21 protein-coding genes, 2 tRNA genes and 1 pseudogene are annotated in these 24873 nt (G+C 41.7%); 14 read left to right on the forward strand and 10 right to left on the reverse strand.

The window, feature by feature from the left end; all coding sequences use genetic code 11:
• Window positions 1-129 precede the first annotated feature (129 nt).
• Window positions 130-1311 carry a class I SAM-dependent methyltransferase gene (locus tag V7K27_RS15535; protein ID WP_334948651.1) on the reverse strand — a complete coding sequence of 394 codons (1182 nt, stop codon included), beginning with the start codon at window positions 1309-1311 and terminating at the stop codon, window positions 130-132.
• A 159-nt stretch (window positions 1312-1470) separates the two neighbouring features.
• Between V7K27_RS15535 and V7K27_RS15540 the strand changes: the two genes are divergently transcribed.
• The 4 genes from V7K27_RS15540 to V7K27_RS15555 are packed head-to-tail and all read left to right on the forward strand — an operon-like array spanning window position 1471 to window position 5520.
• On the forward strand, window positions 1471-2526 hold the full coding sequence (locus tag V7K27_RS15540; RefSeq protein ID WP_334948653.1) for a restriction endonuclease: 1056 nt from the start codon (window positions 1471-1473) through the stop codon (window positions 2524-2526).
• Between the two features lie 52 nt (window positions 2527-2578).
• The gene (locus tag V7K27_RS15545; protein ID WP_334948655.1) at window positions 2579-4168 is read left to right on the forward strand and encodes an LlaJI family restriction endonuclease; all 1590 of its coding nucleotides are present in this window, start codon (window positions 2579-2581) and stop codon (window positions 4166-4168) included.
• Complete coding sequence (locus V7K27_RS15550) at window positions 4165-4695, forward strand: hypothetical protein (RefSeq protein ID WP_334948657.1); 531 nt, start codon at window positions 4165-4167, stop codon at window positions 4693-4695. The genes V7K27_RS15545 and V7K27_RS15550 overlap by 4 nt, the downstream gene beginning before the upstream one ends.
• A 36-nt stretch (window positions 4696-4731) precedes the next feature.
• Window positions 4732-5520, forward strand: coding sequence for a 2-phosphosulfolactate phosphatase (locus V7K27_RS15555; protein WP_334948659.1), 789 nt, complete (start codon window positions 4732-4734; stop codon window positions 5518-5520).
• On the opposite strand, the gene V7K27_RS15560 is transcribed toward V7K27_RS15555, so the two are convergent.
• Window positions 5521-6051, reverse strand: a complete 531-nt coding sequence (locus tag V7K27_RS15560; RefSeq protein ID WP_334948661.1) for a hypothetical protein — start codon at window positions 6049-6051, stop codon at window positions 5521-5523. It abuts the gene before it with no gap.
• Window positions 6052-6545: 494 nt separating this feature from the next.
• Here V7K27_RS15560 and V7K27_RS15565 point away from each other — a divergent pair.
• A pseudogene (locus tag V7K27_RS15565) lies at window positions 6546-9851 on the forward strand (phycobilisome rod-core linker polypeptide); the annotation flags it as partial.
• Here the strand turns inward: V7K27_RS15565 and V7K27_RS15570 are convergent.
• A complete protein-coding gene (locus V7K27_RS15570) occupies window positions 9836-9970 on the reverse strand; it encodes a hypothetical protein (protein ID WP_334948663.1) in 135 nt (44 codons plus the stop codon). The pseudogene V7K27_RS15565 and the gene V7K27_RS15570 sit on opposite strands and share 16 nt — an antisense overlap.
• Window positions 9971-10287: 317 nt before the next feature.
• On the opposite strand from V7K27_RS15570, the gene apcA reads away from it, so the two are divergent.
• The 4 genes from apcA (at window position 10288) to V7K27_RS15590 (ending at window position 12540) form a co-directional block, all read left to right on the forward strand.
• Window positions 10288-10776: an allophycocyanin subunit alpha gene (gene apcA, locus V7K27_RS15575; protein ID WP_292760851.1), complete on the forward strand. Its 489-nt coding sequence runs from the start codon at window positions 10288-10290 to the stop codon at window positions 10774-10776.
• A gap of 65 nt (window positions 10777-10841) precedes the next feature.
• Complete coding sequence (apcB, locus tag V7K27_RS15580; RefSeq protein WP_334948665.1) at window positions 10842-11330, forward strand: allophycocyanin subunit beta; 489 nt, start codon at window positions 10842-10844, stop codon at window positions 11328-11330.
• 223 nt (window positions 11331-11553) lie between these two features.
• Window positions 11554-11760 carry a phycobilisome linker polypeptide gene (locus V7K27_RS15585; RefSeq protein WP_334826620.1) on the forward strand — a complete coding sequence of 69 codons (207 nt, stop codon included), beginning with the start codon at window positions 11554-11556 and terminating at the stop codon, window positions 11758-11760.
• Between the two features lie 285 nt (window positions 11761-12045).
• Complete coding sequence (locus V7K27_RS15590) at window positions 12046-12540, forward strand: hypothetical protein (RefSeq protein ID WP_334948667.1); 495 nt, start codon at window positions 12046-12048, stop codon at window positions 12538-12540.
• A 52-nt stretch (window positions 12541-12592) separates the two neighbouring features.
• Here V7K27_RS15590 and V7K27_RS15595 read toward each other — a convergent pair whose 3' ends face one another.
• Complete coding sequence (locus tag V7K27_RS15595) at window positions 12593-13618, reverse strand: hypothetical protein (RefSeq protein WP_334948669.1); 1026 nt, start codon at window positions 13616-13618, stop codon at window positions 12593-12595.
• 380 nt (window positions 13619-13998) lie between these two features.
• Here V7K27_RS15595 and V7K27_RS15600 point away from each other — a divergent pair, with 380 nt between their 5' ends.
• From V7K27_RS15600 to V7K27_RS15610, 3 genes are all read left to right on the forward strand, one after another.
• Complete coding sequence (locus V7K27_RS15600; protein WP_334948671.1) at window positions 13999-14760, forward strand: class I SAM-dependent methyltransferase; 762 nt, start codon at window positions 13999-14001, stop codon at window positions 14758-14760.
• Window positions 14757-15485: a TenA family transcriptional regulator gene (locus tag V7K27_RS15605; RefSeq protein ID WP_334948673.1), complete on the forward strand. Its 729-nt coding sequence runs from the start codon at window positions 14757-14759 to the stop codon at window positions 15483-15485. The genes V7K27_RS15600 and V7K27_RS15605 overlap by 4 nt, the downstream gene beginning before the upstream one ends.
• A 422-nt stretch (window positions 15486-15907) precedes the next feature.
• Entirely contained in the window at window positions 15908-17110 is a 1203-nt protein-coding gene (locus V7K27_RS15610; RefSeq protein ID WP_334948675.1) for an FtsW/RodA/SpoVE family cell cycle protein, read from the forward strand.
• 110 nt (window positions 17111-17220) lie between these two features.
• Here the strand turns inward: V7K27_RS15610 and V7K27_RS15615 are convergent, their stop codons facing one another.
• Window positions 17221-18510 carry a hypothetical protein gene (locus V7K27_RS15615; RefSeq protein WP_334948677.1) on the reverse strand — a complete coding sequence of 430 codons (1290 nt, stop codon included), beginning with the start codon at window positions 18508-18510 and terminating at the stop codon, window positions 17221-17223.
• Between the two features lie 607 nt (window positions 18511-19117).
• On the opposite strand from V7K27_RS15615, the gene V7K27_RS15620 reads away from it, so the two are divergent.
• Complete coding sequence (locus V7K27_RS15620; protein WP_334948679.1) at window positions 19118-19597, forward strand: hypothetical protein; 480 nt, start codon at window positions 19118-19120, stop codon at window positions 19595-19597.
• Between the two features lie 92 nt (window positions 19598-19689).
• Here V7K27_RS15620 and V7K27_RS15625 read toward each other — a convergent pair.
• A tRNA-Gln gene (locus tag V7K27_RS15625) sits at window positions 19690-19761 on the reverse strand.
• Between the two features lie 263 nt (window positions 19762-20024).
• Complete coding sequence (locus tag V7K27_RS15630; RefSeq protein ID WP_334948681.1) at window positions 20025-21212, reverse strand: glycosyltransferase family 4 protein; 1188 nt, start codon at window positions 21210-21212, stop codon at window positions 20025-20027.
• Window positions 21213-21417: 205 nt separating this feature from the next.
• On the opposite strand from V7K27_RS15630, the gene V7K27_RS15635 reads away from it, so the two are divergent.
• Window positions 21418-21579 carry a hypothetical protein gene (locus V7K27_RS15635; RefSeq protein WP_334948683.1) on the forward strand — a complete coding sequence of 54 codons (162 nt, stop codon included), beginning with the start codon at window positions 21418-21420 and terminating at the stop codon, window positions 21577-21579.
• Window positions 21580-21605: 26 nt separating this feature from the next.
• Here V7K27_RS15635 and V7K27_RS15640 read toward each other — a convergent pair whose 3' ends face one another.
• From V7K27_RS15640 to V7K27_RS15655, 3 genes are all read right to left on the reverse strand, one after another.
• On the reverse strand, window positions 21606-22403 hold the full coding sequence (locus V7K27_RS15640) for a WecB/TagA/CpsF family glycosyltransferase (RefSeq protein ID WP_334948685.1): 798 nt from the start codon (window positions 22401-22403) through the stop codon (window positions 21606-21608).
• A gap of 1125 nt (window positions 22404-23528) precedes the next feature.
• Window positions 23529-23612, reverse strand: a tRNA-Leu gene (locus V7K27_RS15650).
• 104 nt (window positions 23613-23716) lie between these two features.
• Window positions 23717-24862 (reverse strand): alpha-hydroxy acid oxidase, encoded by a 1146-nt coding sequence (locus tag V7K27_RS15655; RefSeq protein ID WP_334948688.1) that lies wholly within the window; start codon window positions 24860-24862, stop codon window positions 23717-23719.
• Window positions 24863-24873: the final 11 nt, after the last annotated feature.

The raw sequence follows: 24873 nt of genomic DNA on the forward strand, positions 1-24873 counted from the left end.
GATGTACAATACCCCGTTTCTTCGGCACTTTTCTAATCTACATTAATTTGCTAAAAGTGGTGATCAGCGATCGCTGATCACCACGAGTATAAATTTGTTTTGCTAACTCCGTATAAAAGTGCAGTGTAATTAAGCAGGTGCCAATAAAATCAGCTGCTGCTGGACAAGTGCTTTTACCCCATCTAATCCCAGTTCCACACCCGCCAAAATATCTGCAACTGTGAAATTTTTATCACATCTTTGCATAAATTCAAACTCTGCTACTGATAAATTAACAATCTGGTAATCGTAATTAAAGAAACATTGACTGGGAAATCCCTCAATGCAAGGATTAAGTTCGGGAATCGCTGCTAATAGGGCGTTATCATCTGTCCAGTCGGCTTTGATGAGGGGAGGACGACTAAGGAAAAACTCGTAATGAGTTACTTCTGGATCTAATAATTCTATCAGACGGTAAAGCTGGCGATCGCTCAAATCTTTAGCCCGTTCTACTAACTCTGGTGCTTTGCCCAAAAGTCTCTCCAAATTCCAGAAACTCGGATTCGAGAAACCAATAAACTCCAATCCTGAAGCATCAATTAATTCAAACAGCGTCTCAATGTTGTAGTCAATTTCCTGGGGATGAACGTACATATCAGCAAAGTATTCATCCTTGTGGTTTTCTAGTGACCAACGTTGTTTATCGTATTTGACAATTCGGTTATTTTCTGGTAAAGAAGCGAAGATTTGCCGCCCGACTTGGACACCATCGCGGTAGTCGCCTTTTTTGTCACCTTGAATAAGTGCGATCGCTTTTTGCATGAGTTGAATTTCCCAGCGCCCCAATTCTCCATACACAAAAATGTGCATCAAGCCGCCTGGGGCTAACTTCTTCGCCAAGGCTTGAATACCGCGAATTGGATCAGGGGTATGATGTAAAACGCCAACGCAGTTAATTAAATCAAACTCACCCGGCAACTGTTCCACGTCAAACAAGCTGAGGTGATGAAATTCAACGCGGTTAGCCCCAGAACGCTGACAACGTTCTTTGGCTACAGCTAAAGCGCCTGTACTGAGGTCAATTCCGACAACAGAAGCTTGAGGATTGAGGTGAACCAGGTACTCTGTACCCACACCAGTACCGCAACCTGCATCTAAAATCCGAATATCTTGCCTTTGGGGTTTTTGACCTGTGCAGAAGTTATGAGCGGCTAGCCAATTCCAGCGCCAGTTGTAGCCTGGAGGTGGTTCATCCAACAGAGCTTCTGGCGGAAAGGGGTAGGTATTGTAGAGTTTGGCAACAGCAGCACTAACAGTTTGAGAATCGGACATGGTAAGTAAATCTTGGGGGAATTCTGAGTTTATCGAATATTTGTTGCTCACAGCCAAGAAGTTTTACCACCCGTTTGCAGGAAGTTGAGTTAAACTGGTTTGTTGTATAAATTCTACATCCAGCGTTAACAACTGGTTACTTCTGAAATGTCAGCAATAATGAATAAACCCATTCATAAAATTCTCTTCGGGAGTCCGGGAACTGGCAAAAGCCACAGAATTGTTTCCGAAATTATCCCTAACTACTTAGGTATAGATGAATTCACTCATCCTGAAAACATTATCAAAACAGTTTTTCACCCAGAATATACTTATGGGGATTTTATGGGTAAATTAGTACCAATCACCATGAGATCAGGGAAAGTAGAATACAACTATTATGAAGGACATTTTTTAAAAGCACTATCTCAATCTTATAAAAATATTAAGGAAGCCTATGATAAAGAGGGTAAACAACTCAACCAACCAGAAAATGTTGCTCTTGTAATTGATGAAATTAATAGAGGTAATTCCTCAGCTATATTTGGTACTGCTTTTCAGCTTTTAGATAGAAATGAAGATGGTTGGTCAAGTTATGGAATTAATCTAACCGCTATCGAATTTTTAAAGTTATTAGAATTGATAGGAACAAAGTTTGGTTACGATGAAAGAGGAAATATCAATGAGTACAGATTACAACCTTACGATGGAGTTGCTAAATTAGAGACATTACAAAAGAAAATTGAATTTTTAAGGTTTGATTTAGTAAATAGAATTATCAGAATTCCGCCTAATCTTTCTATCCTCGCTACCATGAATACTTCCGATAACTCAATTTATTTCATGGACAGTGCATTCAAACGTCGCTGGGATTGGGAATTTGTGAACTGGGATGAGAGTAAGCCTAATACGGCGACGTATGGAAAAGGAGGAATCTTAGATGAAAATGAATGGAAAAAGCTTATTAAAAACCTAAATAACTTTATCAAAAGCCATCATGCCTCAATTCGAGGAATTGAAGATAAGCAAATCGGCTATTATTTCATAAAACAGCCTGTAACTGCTGAACAGATACAGAATAAACTAATGTTCTTTTTGTGGGACAGTGTTTTTAATCGTGATAAAAAGCCACTATTGGATCTTCTGAAGGTAACAAAAGATAATCTTGTGACTTTTGGAGATTTCACTAAACTACATAATACTTTAATTAAAAATATAATGAACCTTGCTGATTGATTTGGGTGTCATAATTTAAATTTGAAACACTAGCCTCTATGTTTAACGTTCAATGTTTGACTTTTCTAGCCTTAATATAGTCAAAAACACTAACGATTTTTTCATTGGTATTCGTAAGTCTAAATTGGAAGATAACTTCGAGTTTTGTCTGCCCAATGGCTTTGATAATTTCCCAGAAGGTGACTTCGACGCAGTACGAAATTTATTTTTCAAAATGTATCGCACTTTTCGGAAGTTTGAGGCCGATAATTTAGACAAAAAACGATTCAACATAAATAAACCTGATTTTCAACAAGAGCAGGATCAGACAACTCTTTCATCTGGTGGAGTCAAGATCCAAACAGAAGAAGGAGATGTTTGTGTACTCTACAGTAAGATTAAAATGATTGAGCGAGTTCTGGAAGCCTACGATGAACTGGCGATCAACTCAGTCCAAAAGAAAGTTAGACGTAGTGAAGATATTGAATATTCTCAAATTCACAAGTATCTAGATCGGGCTATTTATCTAAAAGACAATCTAAATAACGATGTAATCTATGTTGAGGCGATGGATCTGCCGCGTTCGACGGTACGCTATGAAAGCACTGACCTTGTAAATCTGTATTGCTATATTCTAGATGAGATTATAGAGCAGTTAAATAGCGATGTGCCAGATAACATTAAAGCACGGAGTCAAGATATCCGCTTTCTTGCCCAACGCTTTAAGGAAGATTATCTCACTAGTAACCAATCTATTTTTGGCAAAGATACCTTTGAAGAGACTATTAGTATTCTCAAAGAAACGCTAGATAACATAGATAAAAATACTTACTATAAGGATGCTGACTATTGGGGAATTTACGAAGCTATTGAAATATTCCTCTACGGTGAGATCAATCCTGAGCAAGGTGATGGTGAATTCTGGGGAGTGCATGGATTTTCCCTAATTTGGGAGGATATGTGCAACACCTATTTCTTTAAAGAACACCGCGAGGAAATTTGCTATGCGGATACGGACATACCTCTGAAAGGTTATCAGAACTCAAAAAGAGAAGGAGAAGATAAAAACCGAGTCGGAAACCGCAAAGCTAATGGTGGAACTGCATACTGGAATCAATGGGTTTACTGCAAAACCTTGAGAATTTCCAAGAATTCAGGGAAAGTCGCAGAAAAAGCAGAAAAATTTGAATGGGACGAACTGTTTTGTATTGAATTTGATTTAAATGAGAGAATCGGAAATTTATCCTCTAGATCCAATGAGATTGAGAAACAAAGTAAAATTAAAATCCTACGTCGTTTTATTCGTCCTGATTTAGTTTTGGAAGCCAAGGCTACAACAGTAGACTATAACTTTAAGGAGGGTAAAACTATAAAAATAATTGATTATAAAGATTTACCACTGGAGTTTTACAAGAATAAACTACTGCCTCCAAAGTCAGCCAAAAAATATAGAGATGATCTAGTTAAGCAACTTACATATGAATATGCTCTACAGAAAAAACATAATATTTCTGCAAATGAGTTTTTTATTCCCTATTATTATGACGTAGTACCATCTGATCCATTGGGGGAATTAGAACCAGATATGAACCTTAAAGGTATAACAGTCTTTAGGGCAAACTTCTCTTTAATACAAACTATTTATCTAGAAGATAATTTATGAATTATAAGAAAAATATAATAGGAACTTTTTCAGGAGATGCGGAGTTTGAGAGCGCTTACGTTCCGTTTATTTCATTTGCTAACGATGGGCAAAAGAAGGCTATAGAGAATTATATATTTATGCAAGTAGATGAATTTTTCCAAAAAATATATCCTGCTGGTGTCATCAGAACTCAATTATCGTATTCCAAACTTATTACAGAAGAAGATTTTAAAGATTCCAACAAAGTAAAAATAAGCTATTTTTATGAAAACTTATTCCATGACTTAGAACGAGGCTCTGATGGTAAATTAGAATTAAAAATTAAATGGAGCATAACTTTTGATGAAAGATGCACTCCTATTCAACTAGCAAATCTTCCTCCAAATTACCGTGGGTATGAACATAAACTGTTTTCTAAAGACGTGAAAAGTCGAAAATACGGGATTATAGAAATTAATAGAATCCCAGTCTTTTACTATATTTACTTTACACTTAAAGAGATATTAGATGTAGCTAAACAAATACCCAAAATCCCAACATTTTGAAATTGCATCTAAAATCATCTTTGATTAATATATTCATTGTGGAATGGGCAAGACACCATCTTACAAGAAATTAATGAATATCAGAGTAAAATGATTTACAACCAATCAGAGTTTGATTTACGCTGTGAATGGGGACCACAAGGAGTTGCTCAACTCGCTCCCATCAGTGATGTAATTGTGATAGTTGACGTTCTCTCTTTTTCTACCTGCGTGGAAATTGCCACCAACAACGGCGCGATAATTTTTCCCTACGCAATGAGAGATGAATCTGTTATAGATTATGCCAAGTCAGTGCGAGCAGAGTTGGCAAGTCATAGACAACGTTGGACTACAACAGGATATTCTCTCTCGCCAAAATCGGTTGTTCAGATTCCGGCTGGAACTAGACTAGTTTTACCCTCACCGAATGGTTCTTTTCTGACCTTACATACAGGGAATACACCAACTTTGGCGGGTTGCTTGCGAAATTGCCAAGCTGTGGCGCAGTTTGCTCAAAAGTATGGTGATAAAATCGCTGTGATTCCTGCCGGTGAGAGGTGGAAAGATGATGGTAGCCTACGTCCTGCATTTGAAGATTTGATTGGTGCTGGGGCAATTCTCAGTTATTTACATGGCAGTCTATCACCAGAATCTGAAGTTGCTGTGGCAACATTTCAGGCTTTCCACCAGGATTTACCGGGCTACTTGAAAAAATGCAGTTCGGGTAAAGAGTTGATTGAAAAAGGTTTTGAGTCAGATGTTGAACTGTCCGCCGCCTACAACGTTAGTGATTGCGTGCCTTTATTTACTGATAATGCTTATGTAAATTACAGGCTACAGGGTTAATTAAATGTCGCATTGATTGGTTTGACAATATTTGGCATTATCTATAAATCCCTGCAACTTATTCAAGGAAATTATCTGCAATGATGACCCGCCCTGTACCTCAGCAGTGATGTAAGCAAACTTTTGCCCGCGATAAAACTGGTCACGTCCAACTTTGGTGATATATCGAGACTTCTGGAAGTCATTGGCAATGTTGGCATTATAAATATTTTGTAACAATTTCACTGCTTTAGCATTTTTTGTGGTGAATTTGAGGCTTGAGTCACCACTCACAGTTATTCCTTCTTTAGTCACTGTCCCATTTTCAGAAGTGACATCAGCGTAAAAGTATAATTTTCCCTTTGTACCCTCATAGCCGTGGGCTTCGCTGTTGTATCTCAGAGTTGGTAGTTGAGGTCTGGTCTTTGCCCATTTCACAACGGTGTCGATGTTTTGTTCTGGAAGGGCATTTGCCGGAGTGACAGTTAAGATAATTGCGATCGCAGACAGGGTAACATTGAATAAATAGTTAAATTTAGAACTTTTGAGCATAGTATTTTCCTGTTAAAGAATGCTAATAGCTAAAGCTAAAACCACCATAATTTGAGAATTATTTCCCGGATGGCGTTATTTATTAAGACAAAGCTAGTAGTAGCAAAAATAACTTAACATCCCCTAATGACTACTGTCCACTGACATTGCTAAAGTCAATTTGGTTTCAACAGAGATTTTGCACCAGTTGCAATAATCGTCTGGTGTCCACTGTCTGGCGATAAGTAGTTACAAAACTTATATTTTATCTCAGCCAAATAAGAGTATCCATTCTTAAGACTGGATACATTCAAGATCGAGGTTCTACACACTTCTTAATAAACCAGCCTTGAGAACGCAAAACGTTCTAATCTAAAAGCTAACTGGGTTAATTTACTGGCAGTTTTGCAGGCAATACTCTCAAGCTCATAAAGCATAGACACACCGATGTGTCAAGCCTCAAAACGATCCAGACTTAACACATAAACGCTTATGATGGGAGTTTTACAAATCCGATGAGTGTTAAGGCGAGTGGTGGAAGCTCAGTTGCGCGTCCGCAACTATATCAAACCCTAACTGTAGCCACAATTACCCAAGCGGACCAGCAAGACCGCTTCTTGGGAAATGGTGAATTAAATGAACTGGCAAGCTATTTTGCATCTGGTGCAAAGCGTCTAGAAATTTCCCAGACGCTGACGGAAAATGCCGAGATTATCGTATCTCGCGCTGCCAACCGGATTTTTGTCGGTGGTTCGCCAATGGCTTTTTTAGAAAAGCCCAGAGAAGCAGAACTAGTAACTGCTGGTGGTGGTGCTAATGTTCAACAAGGGATGCAACTGGGAACCGTAACCTACGTTGAAAGTCGTGGTGGGTTCCTCGAAAATTTACGCTCAATCTTTAACTCATCCCCCAGTGGTCCTACACCCGCAGGTTTCAGACCAATTAACATTGCCCGTTATGGCCCGAGCAACATGGCCAAGAGCTTGCGGGATTTATCCTGGTTCTTGCGCTACGCTACTTATGCGATCGTTGCTGGCGACCCCAACATCATAGCGGTGAATACACGGGGTTTGCGGGAAATAATTGAAAATGCCTGCTCTGGTGAAGCAACGCTGGTAGCTTTGCAGGAAATCAAAGCCGGGTCACTTTCTTTTTTCCGCAACGATGCTGAGGCTACAGAGATTGTGTCTCAGTACATGGATGTTTTGTTAACAGAATTCAAAGCAGCCACACCTTCAAATAAAGTGCGCCAACGCCCCTCTAGCGACCAGCAAGGGCTGCAACTGCCACAAATTTACTTTAATGCAGCAGAACGGCGTCCCAAGTTTGTCTTAAAGACTGGGTTATCAGCTAGCGAAAAAAATGAGGTAATCAAGGCCGCATATCGGCAAATCTTTGAGCGCGACATTACCCGTGCTTATAGCTTGTCCATATCTGACCTAGAATCCAAGGTGAAGAATGGCGACATCTCTGTAAAAGAGTTTGTCCGTCGTTTAGCTAAATCTCCTCTTTACCAAAAACAGTTTTACCAGCCTTTTATTAACAGCCGAGTCATCGAACTAGCTTTCCGTCACATTTTGGGACGGGGGCCAAGTAGCCGCGAAGAAGTACAGAAATACTTCTCGATTATTTCTAAGGGTGGTCTAGCAGCCTTGGTAGATGCCTTAGTAGATTCTGCTGAATACGGCGACTATTTTGGTGAAGAAACAGTACCCTACCTGCGGGGTCTGGGTCAAGAAGCACAAGAATGTCGCAACTGGGGGCCGCAGCAAGACCTGTTTAATTACAGTGCGCCTTTCCGCAAGATACCTCAGTTCATTACCACATTTGCCGCTTACGAGCAACCCCTACCAGATCAGCATCCCTACGGTTCTGGTAATGACCCCTTGGAAATTCAGTTTGGGGCGATTTTCCCGAAAGAAACTCGCAACCCCAGTACCAGTCCGGCTCCTTTTGGCAAGGATACCAAACGCATCCTGATTCACCAAGGGGCAGGGATTAATAACCAAAATAGTAATCCCAAGGCGCGGGGTGAAGCTCCTGGTACTCTTGGACCGAAGGTGTTCAAGTTAGATCAACTGCCTGGTACTATTGGTAAAAAGGCTGCCAAAAATTCTAGCGTCAGATACTCCGAAAGCTCCACCCAAGCAGTGATTAGAGCTGCTTACCTGCAAGTTTTCGGTCGCGATGTCTACGAAGGTCAGCGCCAGAAGGTATTGGAAATCAAGCTGGAAAACGGCAACATCTCCGTGAAGGAGTTTATCCGTGGTTTGGCTAAGTCGGATGTATTCCGCAATCTCTACTGGACATCGCTATATGTTTGTAAAGCGATCGAGTATATTCACCGCCGCTTGTTAGGTCGTCCGACCTATGGCCGTCAAGAAATCAACAAGTATTTCGATATCGCCGCTAAACAGGGCTTTTACGCGGTAGTTGATGCCATTATTAACAGCGTAGAATACAACGAAGCATTTGGTGAAGATACAATTCCTTACGAACGGTATCTGACTCCTGGTGGTGTATCAGGGCGACAATTGCGCGTTGGTAGCATTCGTGATGATGTTGCTGCGAAAGTCCAGAAGGAAGTAACACCGAGCTTTGTGACACTGGGTACAGTCACAGAAAATCGGTCAGAACCAGATATTCAGTTCCGCATTAACCAAGGTGTCAGCAAGCAACGGGAACAAACCAAAATCTTCAAGTTGGTGGCGAATACTAGTGACAAAGTTGCAGTGCAAACTTTGATTAGCGCTGCCTATCGTCAGATTTTTGAGCGGGATATTGCACCCTACATCGCCAAAAACGAATTTACAAAATGGGAAAGCAAGCTGGGGAATGGCGAAATTAGTGTGAAGGAATTTATTGAAGGTTTGGGTTATTCTAACCTCTACCTGAAAGAGTTCTATACACCTTACCCCAACACCAAAGTAATTGAGTTGGGAACCAAACACTTCCTGGGACGTGCGCCACTAGACCAAGCAGAAATCCGCAAGTATAACCAGATTTTGGCTACTCAAGGTATTCGTGCCTTTATTGGTGCTTTGGTAGATAGTGTGGAATATAACCAGGTGTTCGGTGAAGATACGGTGCCTTACCGTCGTTTCCCGACCCTACCTGCGGCAAACTTCCCGAATACGGAAAAGCTGTACAACCAGCTTACCAAGCAAAACGATGACGTAGTTGTGCCGAGCTTTAAGCCAGTACAAGCCCGCGTCGGAGCTAGTAACGATACACCGCTCGTGGTACAGGCGATCGCAGATATCGCAGCCCAAACAAATAGTATAAACCAGAACAAGCCATCATTTGCTGAACTGGGTCGTTCCTACAACGATGGTAGCGGACAATCCGTGGAACTAGATGTGCGTAAACATGCACGCATTTACCGTTTAACGGAAAGTAGCAACCAAGGCGAAAAACAACAGGCAATCAACGCCATTTATCGGCAAGTATTGGATGTATTTAGCGGTGAAGTGCCTGATCATTTCCGCCGTACTGACCTAGACGGCAAACTCCAGAATGGTGAAATTTCCGTCCGGGAGTTTGTGCGTGAACTAGCCAGTTCCCAAATCTATCGCCAGCGCTTCTTGTCACCTTATCCTCATGCCAAGGTGATTGAGTTCCTCTTCCGCCACCTGTTGGGGCGTACACCCGCAACTCAGGAAGAAATTAGCCAGTATAACAAGCTGCTAGCCGATAGCGGTTTGTCATCTGCTGTAGAAGCAATGGTCGAAAGCCCAGAATATAGCTGCTACTTCGGTGAAGATGTTGTACCTTACAACCGCTTCCCATCTCTGCCAGTAGGTAACTACCTCGGTAGTGTAGGGGTTGAGTAGGGAGTAGGGAGTGGGGAGTAGGGAGTGGGGAGTGGGGAGTTAGGAGTTAATCCCCCATGCCCCATGCCCCATCCCCCATGCCCAATGCCCCATGCCCTATGCCCCATGCCCCATCCCCATTCGTAACCTTTCGTAATAACGCTCTCGGATTGCAGTTAAACAGTAAATTCTGAAAAGCAATATTACAAAGTGTTAAGAGCAGTCATAAATGCTCAACAGAATGCCGGAAAATGTTTTGCGGAAGGTAATTGAGTTTAAAAGCTTGTGAACTTATGTTGACTCAAGCAAACTCGTAATTTATCAGCCGTAGCAGTTATCAAACTGTTGTGTCTAAAAGAACGAGAAAACAAACTCAGTAAACCAAATTTCAAGTCGCGCCAGTTTAATCAAATCCTGGTTTCATTCGTATTGGAGGAATCCATTAATGAGTATTGTCACGAAAGCTATCGTGAATGCTGATGCAGAAGCCCGCTATCTCAGCCCTGGTGAGTTAGATCGGATCAAATCCTTCGTTGCAAGTGGTGAGCGCCGTGTGCGGATTGCTCAAATTTTGTCAGAAAATCGTGAACGGCTTGTTAAACAAGCTGGCGATCAACTGTTCCAAAAGCGTCCTGATGTTGTGTCTCCTGGTGGGAACGCTTACGGTCAAGAATTGACCGCTACTTGTCTGCGTGACCTCGATTACTACCTCCGCCTCGTTACCTACGGTATCGTTGCTGGTGATGTTACCCCCATCGAAGAAATTGGTGTTATCGGTGCCCGTGAACTGTACAAGTCCTTGGGAACTCCTATCGATGGTGTTGCTGAAGGTATCCGTGGGCTGAAGAATGTCTCTGCTAGCCTGCTCTCTGGTGATGACGCTAGTGAAGCTGGTAGCTACTTCGACTACCTAGTTGGCGCCCTTCTAGGATAGGGTAAAGCTGTTTACCTACTGAAACAGAAGTATTGCAATACGGTTGGAAATAAGGAATTAACAACATGGCTCAAGACGCAATTACCGCTGTCATTAACTCCGCAGACGTTCAAGGTAAATACCTTGACAGCGCTGCTTTAGAAAAGCTAAAAGTTTACTTCTCCACAGGCGAACTGCGGGTACGTGCTGCTAGCACCATCAGCGCTAACGCTGCTGCGATCGTCAAAGAAGCTGTAGCAAAATCTTTGCTATACTCTGACATCACCCGTCCCGGTGGCAATATGTACACCACCCGCCGCTATGCTGCTTGTATCCGTGATTTAGACTACTACCTCCGCTACGCTACCTACGCTTTGTTGGCTGGAGATCCTTCCATCCTAGATGAGCGTGTGCTAAATGGCTTGAAGGAAACCTACAACTCTTTAGGCGTTCCCGTCGGTGCTACCGTGCAAGCTATCCAAGCAATCAAGGAAGTAGCCGCCAGCTTGGTAGGTTCTGATGCTGGTAAGGAAGTCGGTGTTTACTTAGACTATATCTCTTCTGGCTTAAGCTAAGAGCTAGTTTGCGCTTAAGAATTTAGGTGCGGCTTTATTAAGGTCTGGAAATCAGTCGTGAGTGCTAGAACGTTATATTGCTTATCTTGGTAAATTATCATTGATGAGTGTTGGTGGTCTAGTATTGATGTTTGATTTCCAGCCTTGGAATGATTAAAAGATTTGCACTCAAGATTTTGAGATAAAAAAAGTTTTCACAAAGTATACAGGAGATTTTCAGAATATGTCCCGTTTGTTTAAAATTACTGCTCTAGTTCCCAGCCAAACCCGAATTCGTACCCAACGCGAACTGCAAAATACTTATTTCACTAAGCTAGTTCCCTATGAGAACTGGTTCCGCGAACAGCAACGCATTCAAAAAGCAGGCGGCAAAATCATCAAGGTACAGCTAGTAACTGGTAAGCAAGGCGCTAATACTGGCTTGTCGTAATTCTGTAAATACAACATTCTTTTAGGGAATTGGTAAGAGGTCAGCAAAGACCTCTTTTTTGTTGAGAATTGATACTACTATTGAAAAGCAATCGTCTATCTGCTAGAAGTTGTTATTATATTCACGAGCATATAATTGCAAAATAGGCAATTGACTGAGAAGGTAGCGCCCAACTGCCTTGAGCCTCAGGTATGCCTTATGCATTCGTACTAAATCCACAGCAATCGGTTTATTGCCTGCAATACTGGTACAACAATACCCGTAAGCTCCCTTTTGTAAAGTTATATGTTATTTAATAGTTTTACATATGCCATCTTCTTGATTATCATTTTTGGCACGTACTGGTTACTGCCTAATAAATGGCGAAACTACTTTCTCCTCTTAAGCAGCTACTTTTTTTACGGAACATGGAAGATAGAGGGGTTGTTACTACTGCTGGGATTTAGCAAAGCGTCTCGAATAAATAACAATGCAGGTGGCTTTGAGGATTTCCGTAATATTGTGCGTAAGGAAGCAATTACTCAGCTAATTAAATCAGAAGAAGGTCGTTATGAAGAATTATACAGGAATCTAAAATACTGGAGATTTGAGCCTTCAAAAACGTATTTAGAAGATTTTATTAAGCTAGCTTCACAGGCAAAAGTTAAAGTTATTTTTGTAGAAATGCCGATAACGCACTTACACAATCAAATGGCTCAAAAAAGTTTTTATAGAAAAGAATACTTTGAGCAACTAAATCCCAAAATTTACGAATCTAGGTCTATAGGCGATAAACATTGATAAAGAGGTCTGTATTAGACCTCTTTGTTTTTGTTGCTTATATTTCTGAAAGTTAAAAGTTAAACATTTCTACAAGGCGATACCCGCGAGTATATAGCGGAACTGGAGCGCCAGAATTCTGTTTTTTTCTTGCTTGTTCAGAAGTTTCATCAAACACAATCAGCGTTTCCTTACCAACTTTCAGCCAGTCTTCATAGGGCACACTCATATCTTCTTCAACACCACCAATATTAGGCGCTACCATTGCCCGGTAAGCTTCATTGAATTTCCTGCGGAACCGGAAATCTACTGAAATTCTCAGACCTTCAGTTTTCCTTCTTACTGTTTGATGCAATCCACGGGCATCATTAAAGTACATTGTGCCGTGTTGTAGTTGTGCTTCCGTGTAGGAGACAACCATTGGAATATCCCCACCTTCATCAAAGTCTGACATCACCCGCATAGCTTGTAGTTCCATTTCGCGGGGCATTTCACCTGCTTCGATGGTTATATTATCGATGTCGCCAAATAATGGCAGAACCACTACAGTTGCATCAGCAGCAACACCTGCCCAGACATCGCTATGACATTTTGAGCTAGCGAAGGGCAAATGCAACTTCTTTGCGTCAGTGTTACCGTAGACCATGCGGAGATTTACTGGTAAATCCACTGCATCAATCAGGTCATTTGCTCCTAGTTGGTAGAAAGCCTCAGCGACGCTCTTTTGAAAGAGGTTAAATGCGAGAGTGTGTTCTCGCTTGGGCATCAAAAGACCAGTGCCAGTGTAGTTCGGCAAAGTATTTCTTGCTTCCAGTAGTCGTTGAAGCATTTCAGCTTCTGAGAGAATGATCGGACTATTCAGACATGCTGCAATATAACCCGCAGCAGCAACTCGGATTTGCTGGAATAATTCAGGCTTTAATCTGTGTTCAAACAGTAGTCTGTACTGTCGTCCCGTAGCAATTTTATCAGCAAGCTCATCAAAGAGCCGATCGCCAAGCTCAGAAAATGCGTAGGCGTCGCCCGTCGTAGACATCGCACGCTCATATTGTAGGCGATCGCGCACTGGTGATCCTGCTAACAGTTCTTCTAACATCATTTCTTCCAACGTTATTCTAAATTGGCTAAATAACTCATGTATCCAAAGCCATTTCGTTTTGAAAACGAATCTGGCTATTACAAATTAACAAAATTATTCTCTTTATACTTCGTAAAATATACTGTTTTATTTCACTTACTTATCTTGATTAAAAAAGTTAATTTGAACTTTATTAGTAAAGCATATATAAAGTTATAGCTGAAGAATCGAACTAGCTATGCCTGAAGTAGCGATTGACTAAGTAACTACAAAAAAAATATAAAGCTCAATTATATTTAGCGGTTTTTTTTTGAAGAAACGAACAAGATGATAATAGTTCTGATCGGACTAAATTGAATTAGCGTAAGCTAAATATAAATAAATACTGAATGATATCAAGTGTGAATCACAAAAACTCGACTAAAAACTTATATAATCGCACAGCATCAGAATGGATTAGAGGAGAACCTACTTCCCTCTCAGACTTTACAGCACGCCCTTTTGTACTAGAGCTTTGTGAGCCTGTTGCTGGGTTGCGAGTACTTGATATAGGTTGTGGAGAAGGTTATTGCAGCCGAGAATTAAGCCGACGTGGTGCTGCATGGGTGCATGGAATAGACCTTTCCCAAGGCATGATTGCAGCAGCAAATTTGCAAGAAGTAGAAGATGCGATGGGTATTAGCTATGAAGTAGGATGTGCTACCAATCTCAAGCAGTTTGAGGATGGTGAAATTGACCTAGTTGTTGCAGTATTTCTATTTAACTATTTGACAATTGCTCAGACCCAAGAATGCATGGCAGAAGTTGTACGTATTCTTCGTCCGGGCGGTCGATTTGTATTCAGCGTTCCCCATCCATCTTTCCCGTATATGCGGGAGGCAGCATATCCGTTTTATTTTCAAGTCGAGGGTGCAGGCTACTTCAGCAAGCGAGATCAGCAGTTTCCTGGTCGTATTTGGAAACGAGATGGTTCTTGGCTAAATGTCCAATTGATTCACAAAACTCTTGAGGATTACTTTAATGCTCTGAAAATGGCTGGCTTTAATACCATGCCAATCCTACAAGAATTGCGTGTGACTCCAGAACATATCGCAATAGATGAATCATTTTTTAGCCCCTTACTTGACCAACCCCTCCATTTAGCCCTACAAATATCACGATGACACAGACATCTTTTTTAGTTAGAAATTCCTTCCGTGAAATAACAGTTAATCATCCTCTATGGAATCATGAGTTCTTAACTCGATGTCGGACTGGAAATTTATTTTTACCCGATGTCCAGATACTAGCTGTTCAGATGTACAAATTCTCCAAAGAATTTAATCGTATCTTGGCTAGCATTTTGTCTTGCTGCCAAGATGAAAGTAGTCAGTTAGTCATCTTGGAAAACCTATTTGACGAAATGGGACAGGGAGATATAAGTCAGTCCCATCCAGAATTGTTTCGTCAATTTACCCGCGCACTAGGTATCGATGACGAAACTCTGACAGCACTACCTACTGCACCTGAAACTCTTGCCCTTATTGAAACCTACTTGCGGATGCCACATAAGTATGGCTATTTAGCTGCATTGGGTGCCGTCTGTTATGCTTCCGAAGGGATTGTTAGCTCACTGTATACGCAACTATACAAAGGAATTGTCGGTGCTGCTCCCTTACCCAAAGAATCCCTGATATTTTTTGAAGTCCATATTGATGTGGATGATAGTCATGCAGCGAAGCTAGCAGCAGTGATTGAACCTCGAATCACCAATATTGAGGACGATATCAAGGTAAAGCTGGCTATTACAGAAGCTATGGATGCCCGTGTCCAATTTTTTAACGGAATTCAGCGTAAAATCTCTAAATATAGCTGGTCTGCTGATTTATTACTGCTTTCTAATCCATAGATGTAGTAGTTTGTCAAGTTTAAATTGATCGCTGTTAGGGACTGACAAATAAAAAAATACTCAACTATTTCTTGTGGGGTGGGCGACACGAGATCCCGTAGTCCAAGGCGGGCAAGATGCCCACTCCACAAGATTGGATAATTTATTTGTTGTCAGTCCCTTAAAGGAGCTTTGTAAAGTATAAAATACTACTTAATAAGCCCTGGTAGCAATGCCTTCTCTACGAGACGCTACGCGTAGCAAGATCCCAAAGGGTACGGCGGGCATGGCCAACACAATTTGTCAGAAATATTGATCGAGCGGTGTCTTGAAAGTTAACAACTCTCAGATTTATGGTTGCAAAGCCTACTTATGAGTTATAAGTTATGATTTATGAGTTTTATTTCTAACTCCTAATTCCTAACTTTTTACCTGTACTGATCGTGAATCTACGCCGCCTGATTCCAATTTTTGATATTTCTGCCTCCAACTGGGCATTAGAAGCGCGGTTGTTGCGCTGGTTAACATTGATTTGGCTGTTCGCCGGCTTGATAATGCTATTTTCAGCATCCTATCCCGTGGCTGACGCCCGTCAACATGATGGGTTGTACTACTTTAAGCGTCAACTGCTTTGGGTGTTAGTTTCCTTAATCGGATTCAATATTATTGTTAATTTGCCGTTGCAGAAAATTTTGGGACTATCCCATTGGTTTTTGTTGCTGTTTTTGGCGTTAATTTTTGTCACACTGATCCCAGGATTCGGAAAAAAGGCTTTTGATGCAGCGCGTTGGATTGCGATCGGGCCAATTCCGATTCAACCTTCAGAATTAATTAAACCCTTTTTGGTGCTGCAAAGTGCGCGGCTTTTTGGTCAGTGGGAACGAATCAGTTGGCGGGTTCGCTTGTCTTGGTTGGGTATTTTCGGTCTGGTACTTTTAGGAATTCTTGCCCAGCCTAACTTGAGTACAACAGCACTTTGCGGCATGACTATCTGGCTAATTGCTCTCGCTGCTGGCTTACCTTACAAGTACTTGGGAGGAACAGCAATTGGTGGAGTGATGTTGGCTATACTCAGTATTAGTATTAAAGAATATCAGCGTAAGCGGGTGATGTCATTCCTGAATCCGTGGGCGGATGCTACAGGAGATGGCTACCAGTTGGTGCAAAGTCTACTAGCCGTGGGTTCTGGTAGAACTTGGGGAGCTGGATATGGGCTTTCTCAACAAAAGCTGTTTTATTTACCAATTCAGGACACGGATTTTATTTTTGCCGTGTTCGCTGAAGAGTTTGGCTTTGTTGGCAGTATGGTGTTATTGGCACTTTTAGCTACATTCGCTACTCTCGGATTAATCGTGGCGCTGAAGGCTAAAAATATAGTACATCGATTGGTAGCGATCGGTGTGACAATTTTGATGGTAGGACAATCATTGCTCCACATCGGTGTTGCTACAGGTTCTCTACCGACTACTGGCTTACCTTTGCCCATGTTTAGTTATGGTGGTAATTCGATGATTGCCAGTTTAATAGCTGCTGGGTTGCTGATTCGGGTAGCACGCGAAAGTAGTGAAGCTGAGGTAGTACCGTTGCGAAAACCTCTGTTTGAAAATGGGCGCAGACGCCGAGCTTTTGAGAAAAATCGGAATTGAATTAGTACGCTCAAGCGATCGCACTTCCTGAAAGACTCAGTTGGGTGGGCAAGATGCCCGCCCATTTTTGTTCCCTTCTGATTATTCTAAATTTTGACTGAGCGAATTACTTATGACTGGTCTAACCGCCGTTGCCATTCAGCGTCAGTTTGTGCAGAACGCTCAACTTCCTGGTCGAGTAAGTCAGTTTCGCTAGAATACACTAAATCTTCGTTGCCAATGACTTTTTCTGTTGCAAATTGTTGAGCATAGTCGATTTTTTGTTGCAAAGGTGCATCAGGACTTACCAGTAGCCTTGCTCTGGAAATGCGATCGCGGTTGCGATCAACAATTTTGCGATTACGCCACCGAATCCAAAAATAACGCAACAACGGTATGGCTAAGAAACCTGCTCCGTAAGCCAATAGCAGCCAATAAATTCCTTGCACAAAAGCTACCAGTCCACCTAATTGGGCGGCAACTGTGCCATCTCTCAACAAACTTCCCAGTACTAAAGCACCAACAAAATTTAGTACACCTAATCCAGCACTCAGCATGATTTGCCCGGAACTTGCGGCACTAAAACGCCAGGGAAATTCCTCCAAGTGATCTGATATTGCATGACGGCGCTTTTTGGTTGCACTCACCTGCAACTCTGGGAAATAATAAACAATTTGCCCTTCTGGACTTACCCCCGGTTGCCCATTAAATCGCGTCAGAACGGGCAGCATATAATCTTCGTACTCTCTTGTATATCCCTCCCCAATGTCATCCAAATATGGGGTAATTTGTTCCGCTACCACTGCGCCACGGTTACTGCGAATCACCGTAGCAATTTCTTGCCAGCGACGTTCTTCTAAATTGGCGTTAGGATTACCATCGCCAAACAAAAACGAAAAGACAGCTTCAAAGAAATTCAGATTGCTTTCTTGGTGCCTTTCACGTCGCCGTTCCTGGTTGCGGGTATCATAATTTGGGCTAAGATACCAGAATAAATTTGGAAAATAGAAGAACCCGCCACCACCGAAATTACTGCCCCGATTGTTGCCGTTCCGGTCTGAATTGGTAGAGGTAATGATAATGTAGATGGTAATAGTTATCAGGACAATGGAAACAGTTAAGAAAACTCCAAAAGAAATGCGAATCAGGTAAAACAGAACATTCCAGACCTTTTTCCACCATTCCTGCAATCGTAACTTTAAGTATTTATTACGCAAAACTGCTCGAAAATTTTGTGGAAAAAGGTAAACTATATCACCTGAATCCGCTACCTGCAAATGTCCCCCAGCATCAGATGCCAGGGCTAACAAGCTTTGATTAGCTTCAGCAACGTTCAATCCTGCCTGAGTTGCCACATCACCAACGGTGACACGGTAGCCCAGTTGTTCCACAGCTTGCATGATGGTGGGACTGGGAGCCATTGCTCTCCTCTCCTGTTGAAACTTATTTCCCTTTTCTTAAGTATAAAGTTTTATTTTGAGTGGCTTGGCAGAGGTAGGGGTAACAATTCAAAATTCAAAATTCAAAATTCAAAATTGTTCGCGCAGCGTCTCGTAGAGAAGCTGACTTTTCACGGTATCTGAAAAACCTCACTTCAAAGTCTCTCTCCTTTTAGGAGAGAGACTTTGAATTTTCCCCCTTCCCGTGTCGGGAAGGGGGTTAGGGGGTTAGGTTTTCGTGGACTTTTCCACATAACGTGAAAAGTCAGGTAGAGAAGAGAGTTTCAGACTCTTATTTTAAACTCCCACTGTAGCTTCCTTCCCGCAGGGTAACTGAGCGGAGTCGGAGCCTAACCCCTTCTCTGCGACATGTTGACGTTCGGTCTTAAACCCTTTATGGCGTTTCCTAATCACATCAGGTACATCATACTCCCCTCCTCGCTTGCTCTTAGGGGTTGGGGGTGGGGTTCTTGTACTTCACTCAAGCGAGAACCGCTATAATTTGCGATAAACCAACAAATAACCTGACGCGCAACATGTTATAATCATTTGCTTCAGCTTGGTTAACCAGCAAATTTTCTGCTCAAATATGGTTCAGTACACTCTCGCTCAAAGCCCAGAAATTATCCTTACTGTTTCTGGAAAAGATTCAGCTAAAGCCCGCGATAAAGCAATGGATCAGCTGATGGAACTGATGGATGCAGGTAAGCTACCCACGGAACTGGAAGAAGGATTTGGCCCTCAACAATTAATTGAGGTTAAAGAGTCAATTATTGATCCTGCTAGCGGTGAGGATACCATTACACAAGCTGTCCAGGTTCTAAGTAACCTGGCCACGCTCAAGCTGAAAGTTCAGGAGTCACGAGCTGAAGCGTTGGAAATCCGCAAAGCGGTTGATGTTCTGTTCACCGACGAGTCGGTGACAGAAGAGGAAATTACTCGACTCAAGGAAGGTTTTAAAGTTCTCAAAAATTTTGCCCAAGCTAATGTGCGCTACCAGGAAGCGCGAGCTAAAGCAGAACAGGCTCGGCAGACTCTGGATCAAGCTCTCAAATCGCCTGACAAGTAAGGGTTAGAAAAAAATTAGATGCATTGAGACGCATCTTGAAAATGTAATTAAATACTCTAAAAGACAGGCTGTTATGCCTGTCTTTAGATTTACTGGGGCGCTAGGATTCGAACCCAGGGATGGCGAGACCAAAACCCGCTGCCTTACCACTTGGCGACGCCCCAACGACTTTACTCTAGTTAATATAGCACTTAGTCGTGGGTTAATGTCAAGTACTTTAATAGTTGATTTCAGATAATGGGTTTTTACAACAGGACGTTGATTGGTCGAAATCCTTGCACTTAGACTCTTTGATCACTTTGGGGTGAACTCTTGAATCAACGTTTGGCTCTATCGTCGAACTCATGTTAATTTATCCGATAGTGATGAAATCCGGGTTAAGGGACAAAATTAATTGTGCGATCGCAATTCCTTTACTAAGAACACACTATTTCTTCTGATTGATGACTTGTTGGTAAATTGCCATCAACTGCCGATAATTAACTTCAGGAGCATATTTAGTCTCATAAACCTGCCGAGCATTTTTCCCCATAGTTCTCATAGCTTCAGGATGAGTGGTTGCCCATTCAATTTTGGCTGCCATATCCCTATGATTGCCGGCTTCAAAATGTAAACCAGTTACTCCATTCTCGACAATTTCTACCATGCTACCTAATTTGGACACCAGTACAGGTAGACCGCAGGCAAAAGCTTCAGCGATAGTTAAGGGAAAACCTTCGTACCAAATGGAAGGAAATACTAAAAACTGGGCATTCTGCATTAGTGCCAACACTGTTGGCTTATCCTGAAAGCCTAAAAATTCGATGAAATTTTCGGAACTGGTATTTTTAATCTGTTGCTGCAACTTTTGACCGCAAGGACCATCACCGACAATTTTTAGTGGTGTGGATAATTTCTTCTGTATATATGCATCAATTAAAACAGAAACTCCCTTTTCTTCAGACAATCTACCAACAAAAAGTAAGTAGTCACTATGTTCACCATTTTGGTTTCGAGAGTCTGGAGCAAACACAAAATTAGGTTTGATGTACAACTTTTCTTCGGGTAGTCCAGCCTGTAACATTTTGTCTTTTTGAAATTGGGTAAAGACAATATAAGCATCTACCTGTTCTTGCCAAGTACCTCGCAACCGATGCCAGCTGTTCATTGCTGCTATCACCGAGCTTTGGAGACGTGAGTTGCGGTAGCAGCCATGTACAACACTAGACCACGGCACTGTTTGTCCAAAGCAATCCACACAAACCTTTGCATCTCGAAAAGGCATTGCTTTGGGACAAGCAAGCCGATAGTTGTGAAGAGTTTGAACAATACTTAGCCTATGCTCTCGACAAGCATCATATATCGAAGGAGAGAGTAGGGGAAAAAAGTTATGTACATGCACGACATCAGGGCGGAGTTGGGAAATTTTGATGCGAACTTGTTGTTTTGCTGAATATGAGTAAATTGCACTAATAGCAGTTGCAACTTTATCCCAGGTATTTTTAATGTCAAGATTACTGACTTCCAGTAAAGATACCTGATGACCATTTGCTTTCAGTAAGGATTGTTCAGCTTTCACTACTCCATCCTCACCGCCTGCAAGTCGATAATGGTTATGTATCAACAGCACTTTCATGCAGTTAAGTCTCTGAATAGTGGAAGGAAAGAACCAACTAGTAGATCATGCAAAGCAATTACACCCTGATTTACAGTAGTTTTACTGTTCTATAGCCAGTTTTCCTACAATCGGCAACACTACAGCTAATTTTTGATGAAATTTAATTAGTTTTTTACGTATGCTACCAGTATCGCTAAAGGAGCTATTGACGAAGATATATACTATGACGTTATCATTAATCATCGCTAGAGCTATAGCTCTAACTCAATTTCAAGCAGGATTTATCGAACAGCAATATTGGCGCCAGTCGTCAGAATTCAGTTGGGTATTCTGTACGAAAAAGCGGATGAATATTTTAACTGTTTCATGCCCGACATTTCCTTAATGTCGCAAATATGGTTCCAGAAGCTGTTAATCGCCAGTCTCGTGAAGAAAGACGGCTGCAATTCGACTTGATGATAGTAGTTGCTTCGTAGCCAGCCAGATAAATAGTGGAATAGTCTTAGCATAGCGGCCACAAAGTCGGCGCGGTTCTTGAATCCATCGATACAGCCATTCAAGTCCTAAGTCTCGAACTATGCGGGGTGCCCGCTTGTGAATTCCTGCATAAACGGGGAAAACTCCGCCCAGTCCAATCATTACAGCTTGTATTTTACCCTTATGTTGAGCTATCCAATTTTCTTGTTTAGGACATCCCAGAGATACTAAGACGGCGCTAGCACCACTAGAGTTAATCTTTTGAATCAAAGCTTCGTCTTCAGTTTCACTCAGAGGACGAAAAGGTAGAGGTTCCATCGCCGAAATCTTCATTTGGGGAAATTCCTGCTCTAACCTTTTTCGCATCCTAGAAAGAATTTCTGTTTGAGAACCTAGAAAGAAAATACTCAGATTTTGTGTTTGAGTTAGCTGACACAATGCTAGGAAAATATCCATTCCTGCCACACGGTCTTGGTAAATAGCTCCCATTTTTCGCATCATCCATACCAGAGGCATACCATCAGGAGTAACTATATCTGCATTTCGTAATACTGTGGCAAACTCTGGATTCCAATGAGCTTCAATGAGCATGTGTACATTTGCTACGTATACACTTTTACTCTCACCCCGACTCGACCACTTAAGTATTGTTTGTACTTGGTCGTCAAAGCGTAAAGCAGTAATAGGAAAATCAAGCACTTTTTTAGTAGGTAGAAGCACTCTCGCCACCATCAATAACTCCTGTGTCCAAGAAAAAAATCCATAGATTACCTAGACCATTCCGAATATTGAATAATTCAGATTAGATGACTCCTGACTTTTTGTAGGCTTGTGTCATCGTTGGAAGTTAACACATGGAGATGCAATTGCCTTCTTAGTATACTTTTGGCTTTATCGGTAATACTAGAATTATTTGCTGTTGTGTCCTAGTTTACGTTTTCACCAAGGGATTTCAGACACTGCTTGGTAAAATTCATACTTCCTTCATAATTAATTTTTGATTTGTTCATCTAAGCATTACAATTGCGATACATTCCTTATAAATATGTGTTTATTTGCATGATATTTGCTACATATAAATAAAAATTAGATGGGGAAGCAAAATACTAGACAGTTATACCAATTCTGTATGAAGATGCGCTAAACCATATTTCAGTACAAGAAAGAAAAACGAACCGCGTACTCCTGCGGAGGACAAGCTACGCGCAGCGTCTCCAAGAGTTGGACGCGAACGCGAACGCGTCTCCAAGAGTTGGACACGAAGAAAGAAATGAAAGAAAGAAAGAAGTTAAAAGGGTTTGGCGCAGCTTTACAAAGAAATGGTATTAGTACAGCTTTGCGTAAAATCGTGGCGAATGTAGGGTTGAAATTTAAACGCATAGGCGCTTCGCCTTCCCGGAGGGTAGGGGCGCAGAGGCACGCAGAGAATTCGCTATGAATTAATGAAATGTTGTATTTGGTTTGATGATTTTGATACGTAAGTATCCGCTTAAGAGGTTCAATTCAAATTAGTATATTTTGAATAATAGGCTAATAGTTTTTTCTTATGATTTTCCCAATTTATGAAAAATCTAATTTACCCTATGTATTGAAAAATCCCTAAAATTTATTTTTTTATGAAATAAAAGCCAAAAAAATAAGGGAAAGATAAGTTTATCTTTCCCTGCTTTATTGTTTTTGTTGTTGTCTGGTTTGTTACTTTCCTTGAGTCTTTGCCGTAACATTTGCCTTTGCTTTTTGAGTTGCCGCTTCCTCGCAGAACCGCCTCTACCTTTCTCATTCCTACCTTCTTTACGGGGTGATTCCCATCTTTTTAGGCGCATAACTTTTTAACCCTCTCTATCCATTGTTTGGTAGTGGGCAGGAGGAGAATCGAACTCCTATGACCGTAAGGCCGCCACATTTTGAGTGTGGTGCGTCTACCAATTCCGCCACCCGCCCTTATATCCAATCTTAACTATTATACTCTAGTTGAGGGGTTTTGTAACAAGTGAGAAAATTAATTTTCAAACCTTTGGTGGAATAAGCTCTGATAATTCTAAGGCTTAAAGGCGTGGCAGGGTCAATAAACTAGGGTCAATATCCTGTAGTTTTGCACAGCCGCTAAGTGCCATTGCCACATTTAACTCATCTTGTAGCAGTGAGATAACGTGAGATACACCGGCTTGTCCTGCTACTGCTAGTCCCCACAAAATGGGTCGTCCGATCAGTACCGCTTTTGCTCCTAATGCCAGAGCTTTGAGTATGTCTGTACCTCTACGAATGCCTCCATCCAACAGCACTTCTACTTTACCATCAACTGCGGCGACTATTTCAGCTAGGGCATCTAAAGAAGCGATCGCACCATCGAGTTGTCTGCCACCATGATTGGAAACAATAATTGCTTTGGCTCCATATTCTACAGCCCGCACAGCATCATCTCCCCGTAAAATTCCTTTGATGACTAAAGGTAGTGGGGATAAAGACTGTAACCATTCTAAATCGTGCCAAGTTACTGCTGGGTTTAGCTGTTGGGCAAAATAGGTAAATAACCCAGATTCGCCTTTTTCATGGGGAATATCTAGCCCTGAGATGCTGGCAAGATTAGCCAGATGTAAGTCTAGGGGTAAGGCAAATTCGTTACGTCTATCTCTCTCGCGCTGTCCGAGAACAGGTGCATCTACAGTCAGACAAAGTGCTTTGTAGCCTGCTTTATAGGCTTTTTCTACCAAAGCACGAGTTAATCCCCGATCTTTATGGATGTAAAGCTGGAACCATTGCAGAGAATCTGGAAATTTATCAGATGCAGTCGCTACTTCTTCAATGCTCTTTGTTGCCATTGTACTTAACACCATGCCCACACCTGCTGAGGCGGCAGCTAGGGCGGTGGCAACTTCTCCGTCTGGATGGGCTAGACATTGAAAAGCCATTGGCGCAATTAATAAAGGTAGTTGCAGGGGTTGTCCTAAGATGGATGTAGTTAGATTGCGGCAGCTACGCCCGTCGTAGACATCGCTAACATCAACTAATATCCGAGGTCGCAGCTTGACTCGCTCAAAGGCCGCACGATTATCCCGCAATGTGATTTCGTCCCAAGCACCACTGCTATAGTAATCAAGTGTAATTTGAGACAAATACTCTTTTGCTAACTTTTCGTACTCAAAGAGATTTATGGGTTGAAAGCGATCGTCGTTGGATAAGTCGGTAGACATAATTAAATGTA

Source organism: Nostoc sp. (assembly GCF_036919575.1).
Lineage (GTDB): Bacteria > Cyanobacteriota > Cyanobacteriia > Cyanobacteriales > Nostocaceae > Nostoc.

Bases quoted from the DNA above. Each gene is read 5' to 3' on its own strand.
- V7K27_RS15535 (WP_334948651.1), bottom strand. From the start codon at position 1,311: ATGTCCGATTCTCAAACTGTTAGTGCTGCTGTTGCCAAACTCTACAAT.
- V7K27_RS15540 (WP_334948653.1), top strand. From the start codon at position 1,471: ATGAATAAACCCATTCATAAAATTCTCTTCGGGAGTCCGGGAACTGGC.
- V7K27_RS15545 (WP_334948655.1), top strand. From the start codon at position 2,579: ATGTTTGACTTTTCTAGCCTTAATATAGTCAAAAACACTAACGATTTT.
- V7K27_RS15550 (WP_334948657.1), top strand. From the start codon at position 4,165: ATGAATTATAAGAAAAATATAATAGGAACTTTTTCAGGAGATGCGGAG.
- V7K27_RS15560 (WP_334948661.1), bottom strand. From the start codon at position 6,051: ATGCTCAAAAGTTCTAAATTTAACTATTTATTCAATGTTACCCTGTCT.
- V7K27_RS15570 (WP_334948663.1), bottom strand. From the start codon at position 9,970: ATGGGGCATAGGGCATGGGGCATTGGGCATGGGGGATGGGGCATGGGG.
- apcA (WP_292760851.1), top strand. From the start codon at position 10,288: ATGAGTATTGTCACGAAAGCTATCGTGAATGCTGATGCAGAAGCCCGC.
- apcB (WP_334948665.1), top strand. From the start codon at position 10,842: ATGGCTCAAGACGCAATTACCGCTGTCATTAACTCCGCAGACGTTCAA.
- V7K27_RS15585 (WP_334826620.1), top strand. From the start codon at position 11,554: ATGTCCCGTTTGTTTAAAATTACTGCTCTAGTTCCCAGCCAAACCCGA.
- V7K27_RS15590 (WP_334948667.1), top strand. From the start codon at position 12,046: ATGTTATTTAATAGTTTTACATATGCCATCTTCTTGATTATCATTTTT.
- V7K27_RS15595 (WP_334948669.1), bottom strand. From the start codon at position 13,618: ATGATGTTAGAAGAACTGTTAGCAGGATCACCAGTGCGCGATCGCCTA.
- V7K27_RS15605 (WP_334948673.1), top strand. From the start codon at position 14,757: ATGACACAGACATCTTTTTTAGTTAGAAATTCCTTCCGTGAAATAACA.
- V7K27_RS15615 (WP_334948677.1), bottom strand. From the start codon at position 18,510: ATGGCTCCCAGTCCCACCATCATGCAAGCTGTGGAACAACTGGGCTAC.
- V7K27_RS15620 (WP_334948679.1), top strand. From the start codon at position 19,118: ATGGTTCAGTACACTCTCGCTCAAAGCCCAGAAATTATCCTTACTGTT.
- V7K27_RS15630 (WP_334948681.1), bottom strand. From the start codon at position 21,212: ATGAAAGTGCTGTTGATACATAACCATTATCGACTTGCAGGCGGTGAG.
- V7K27_RS15635 (WP_334948683.1), top strand. From the start codon at position 21,418: ATGACGTTATCATTAATCATCGCTAGAGCTATAGCTCTAACTCAATTT.
- V7K27_RS15640 (WP_334948685.1), bottom strand. From the start codon at position 22,403: ATGGTGGCGAGAGTGCTTCTACCTACTAAAAAAGTGCTTGATTTTCCT.
- V7K27_RS15655 (WP_334948688.1), bottom strand. From the start codon at position 24,862: ATGTCTACCGACTTATCCAACGACGATCGCTTTCAACCCATAAATCTC.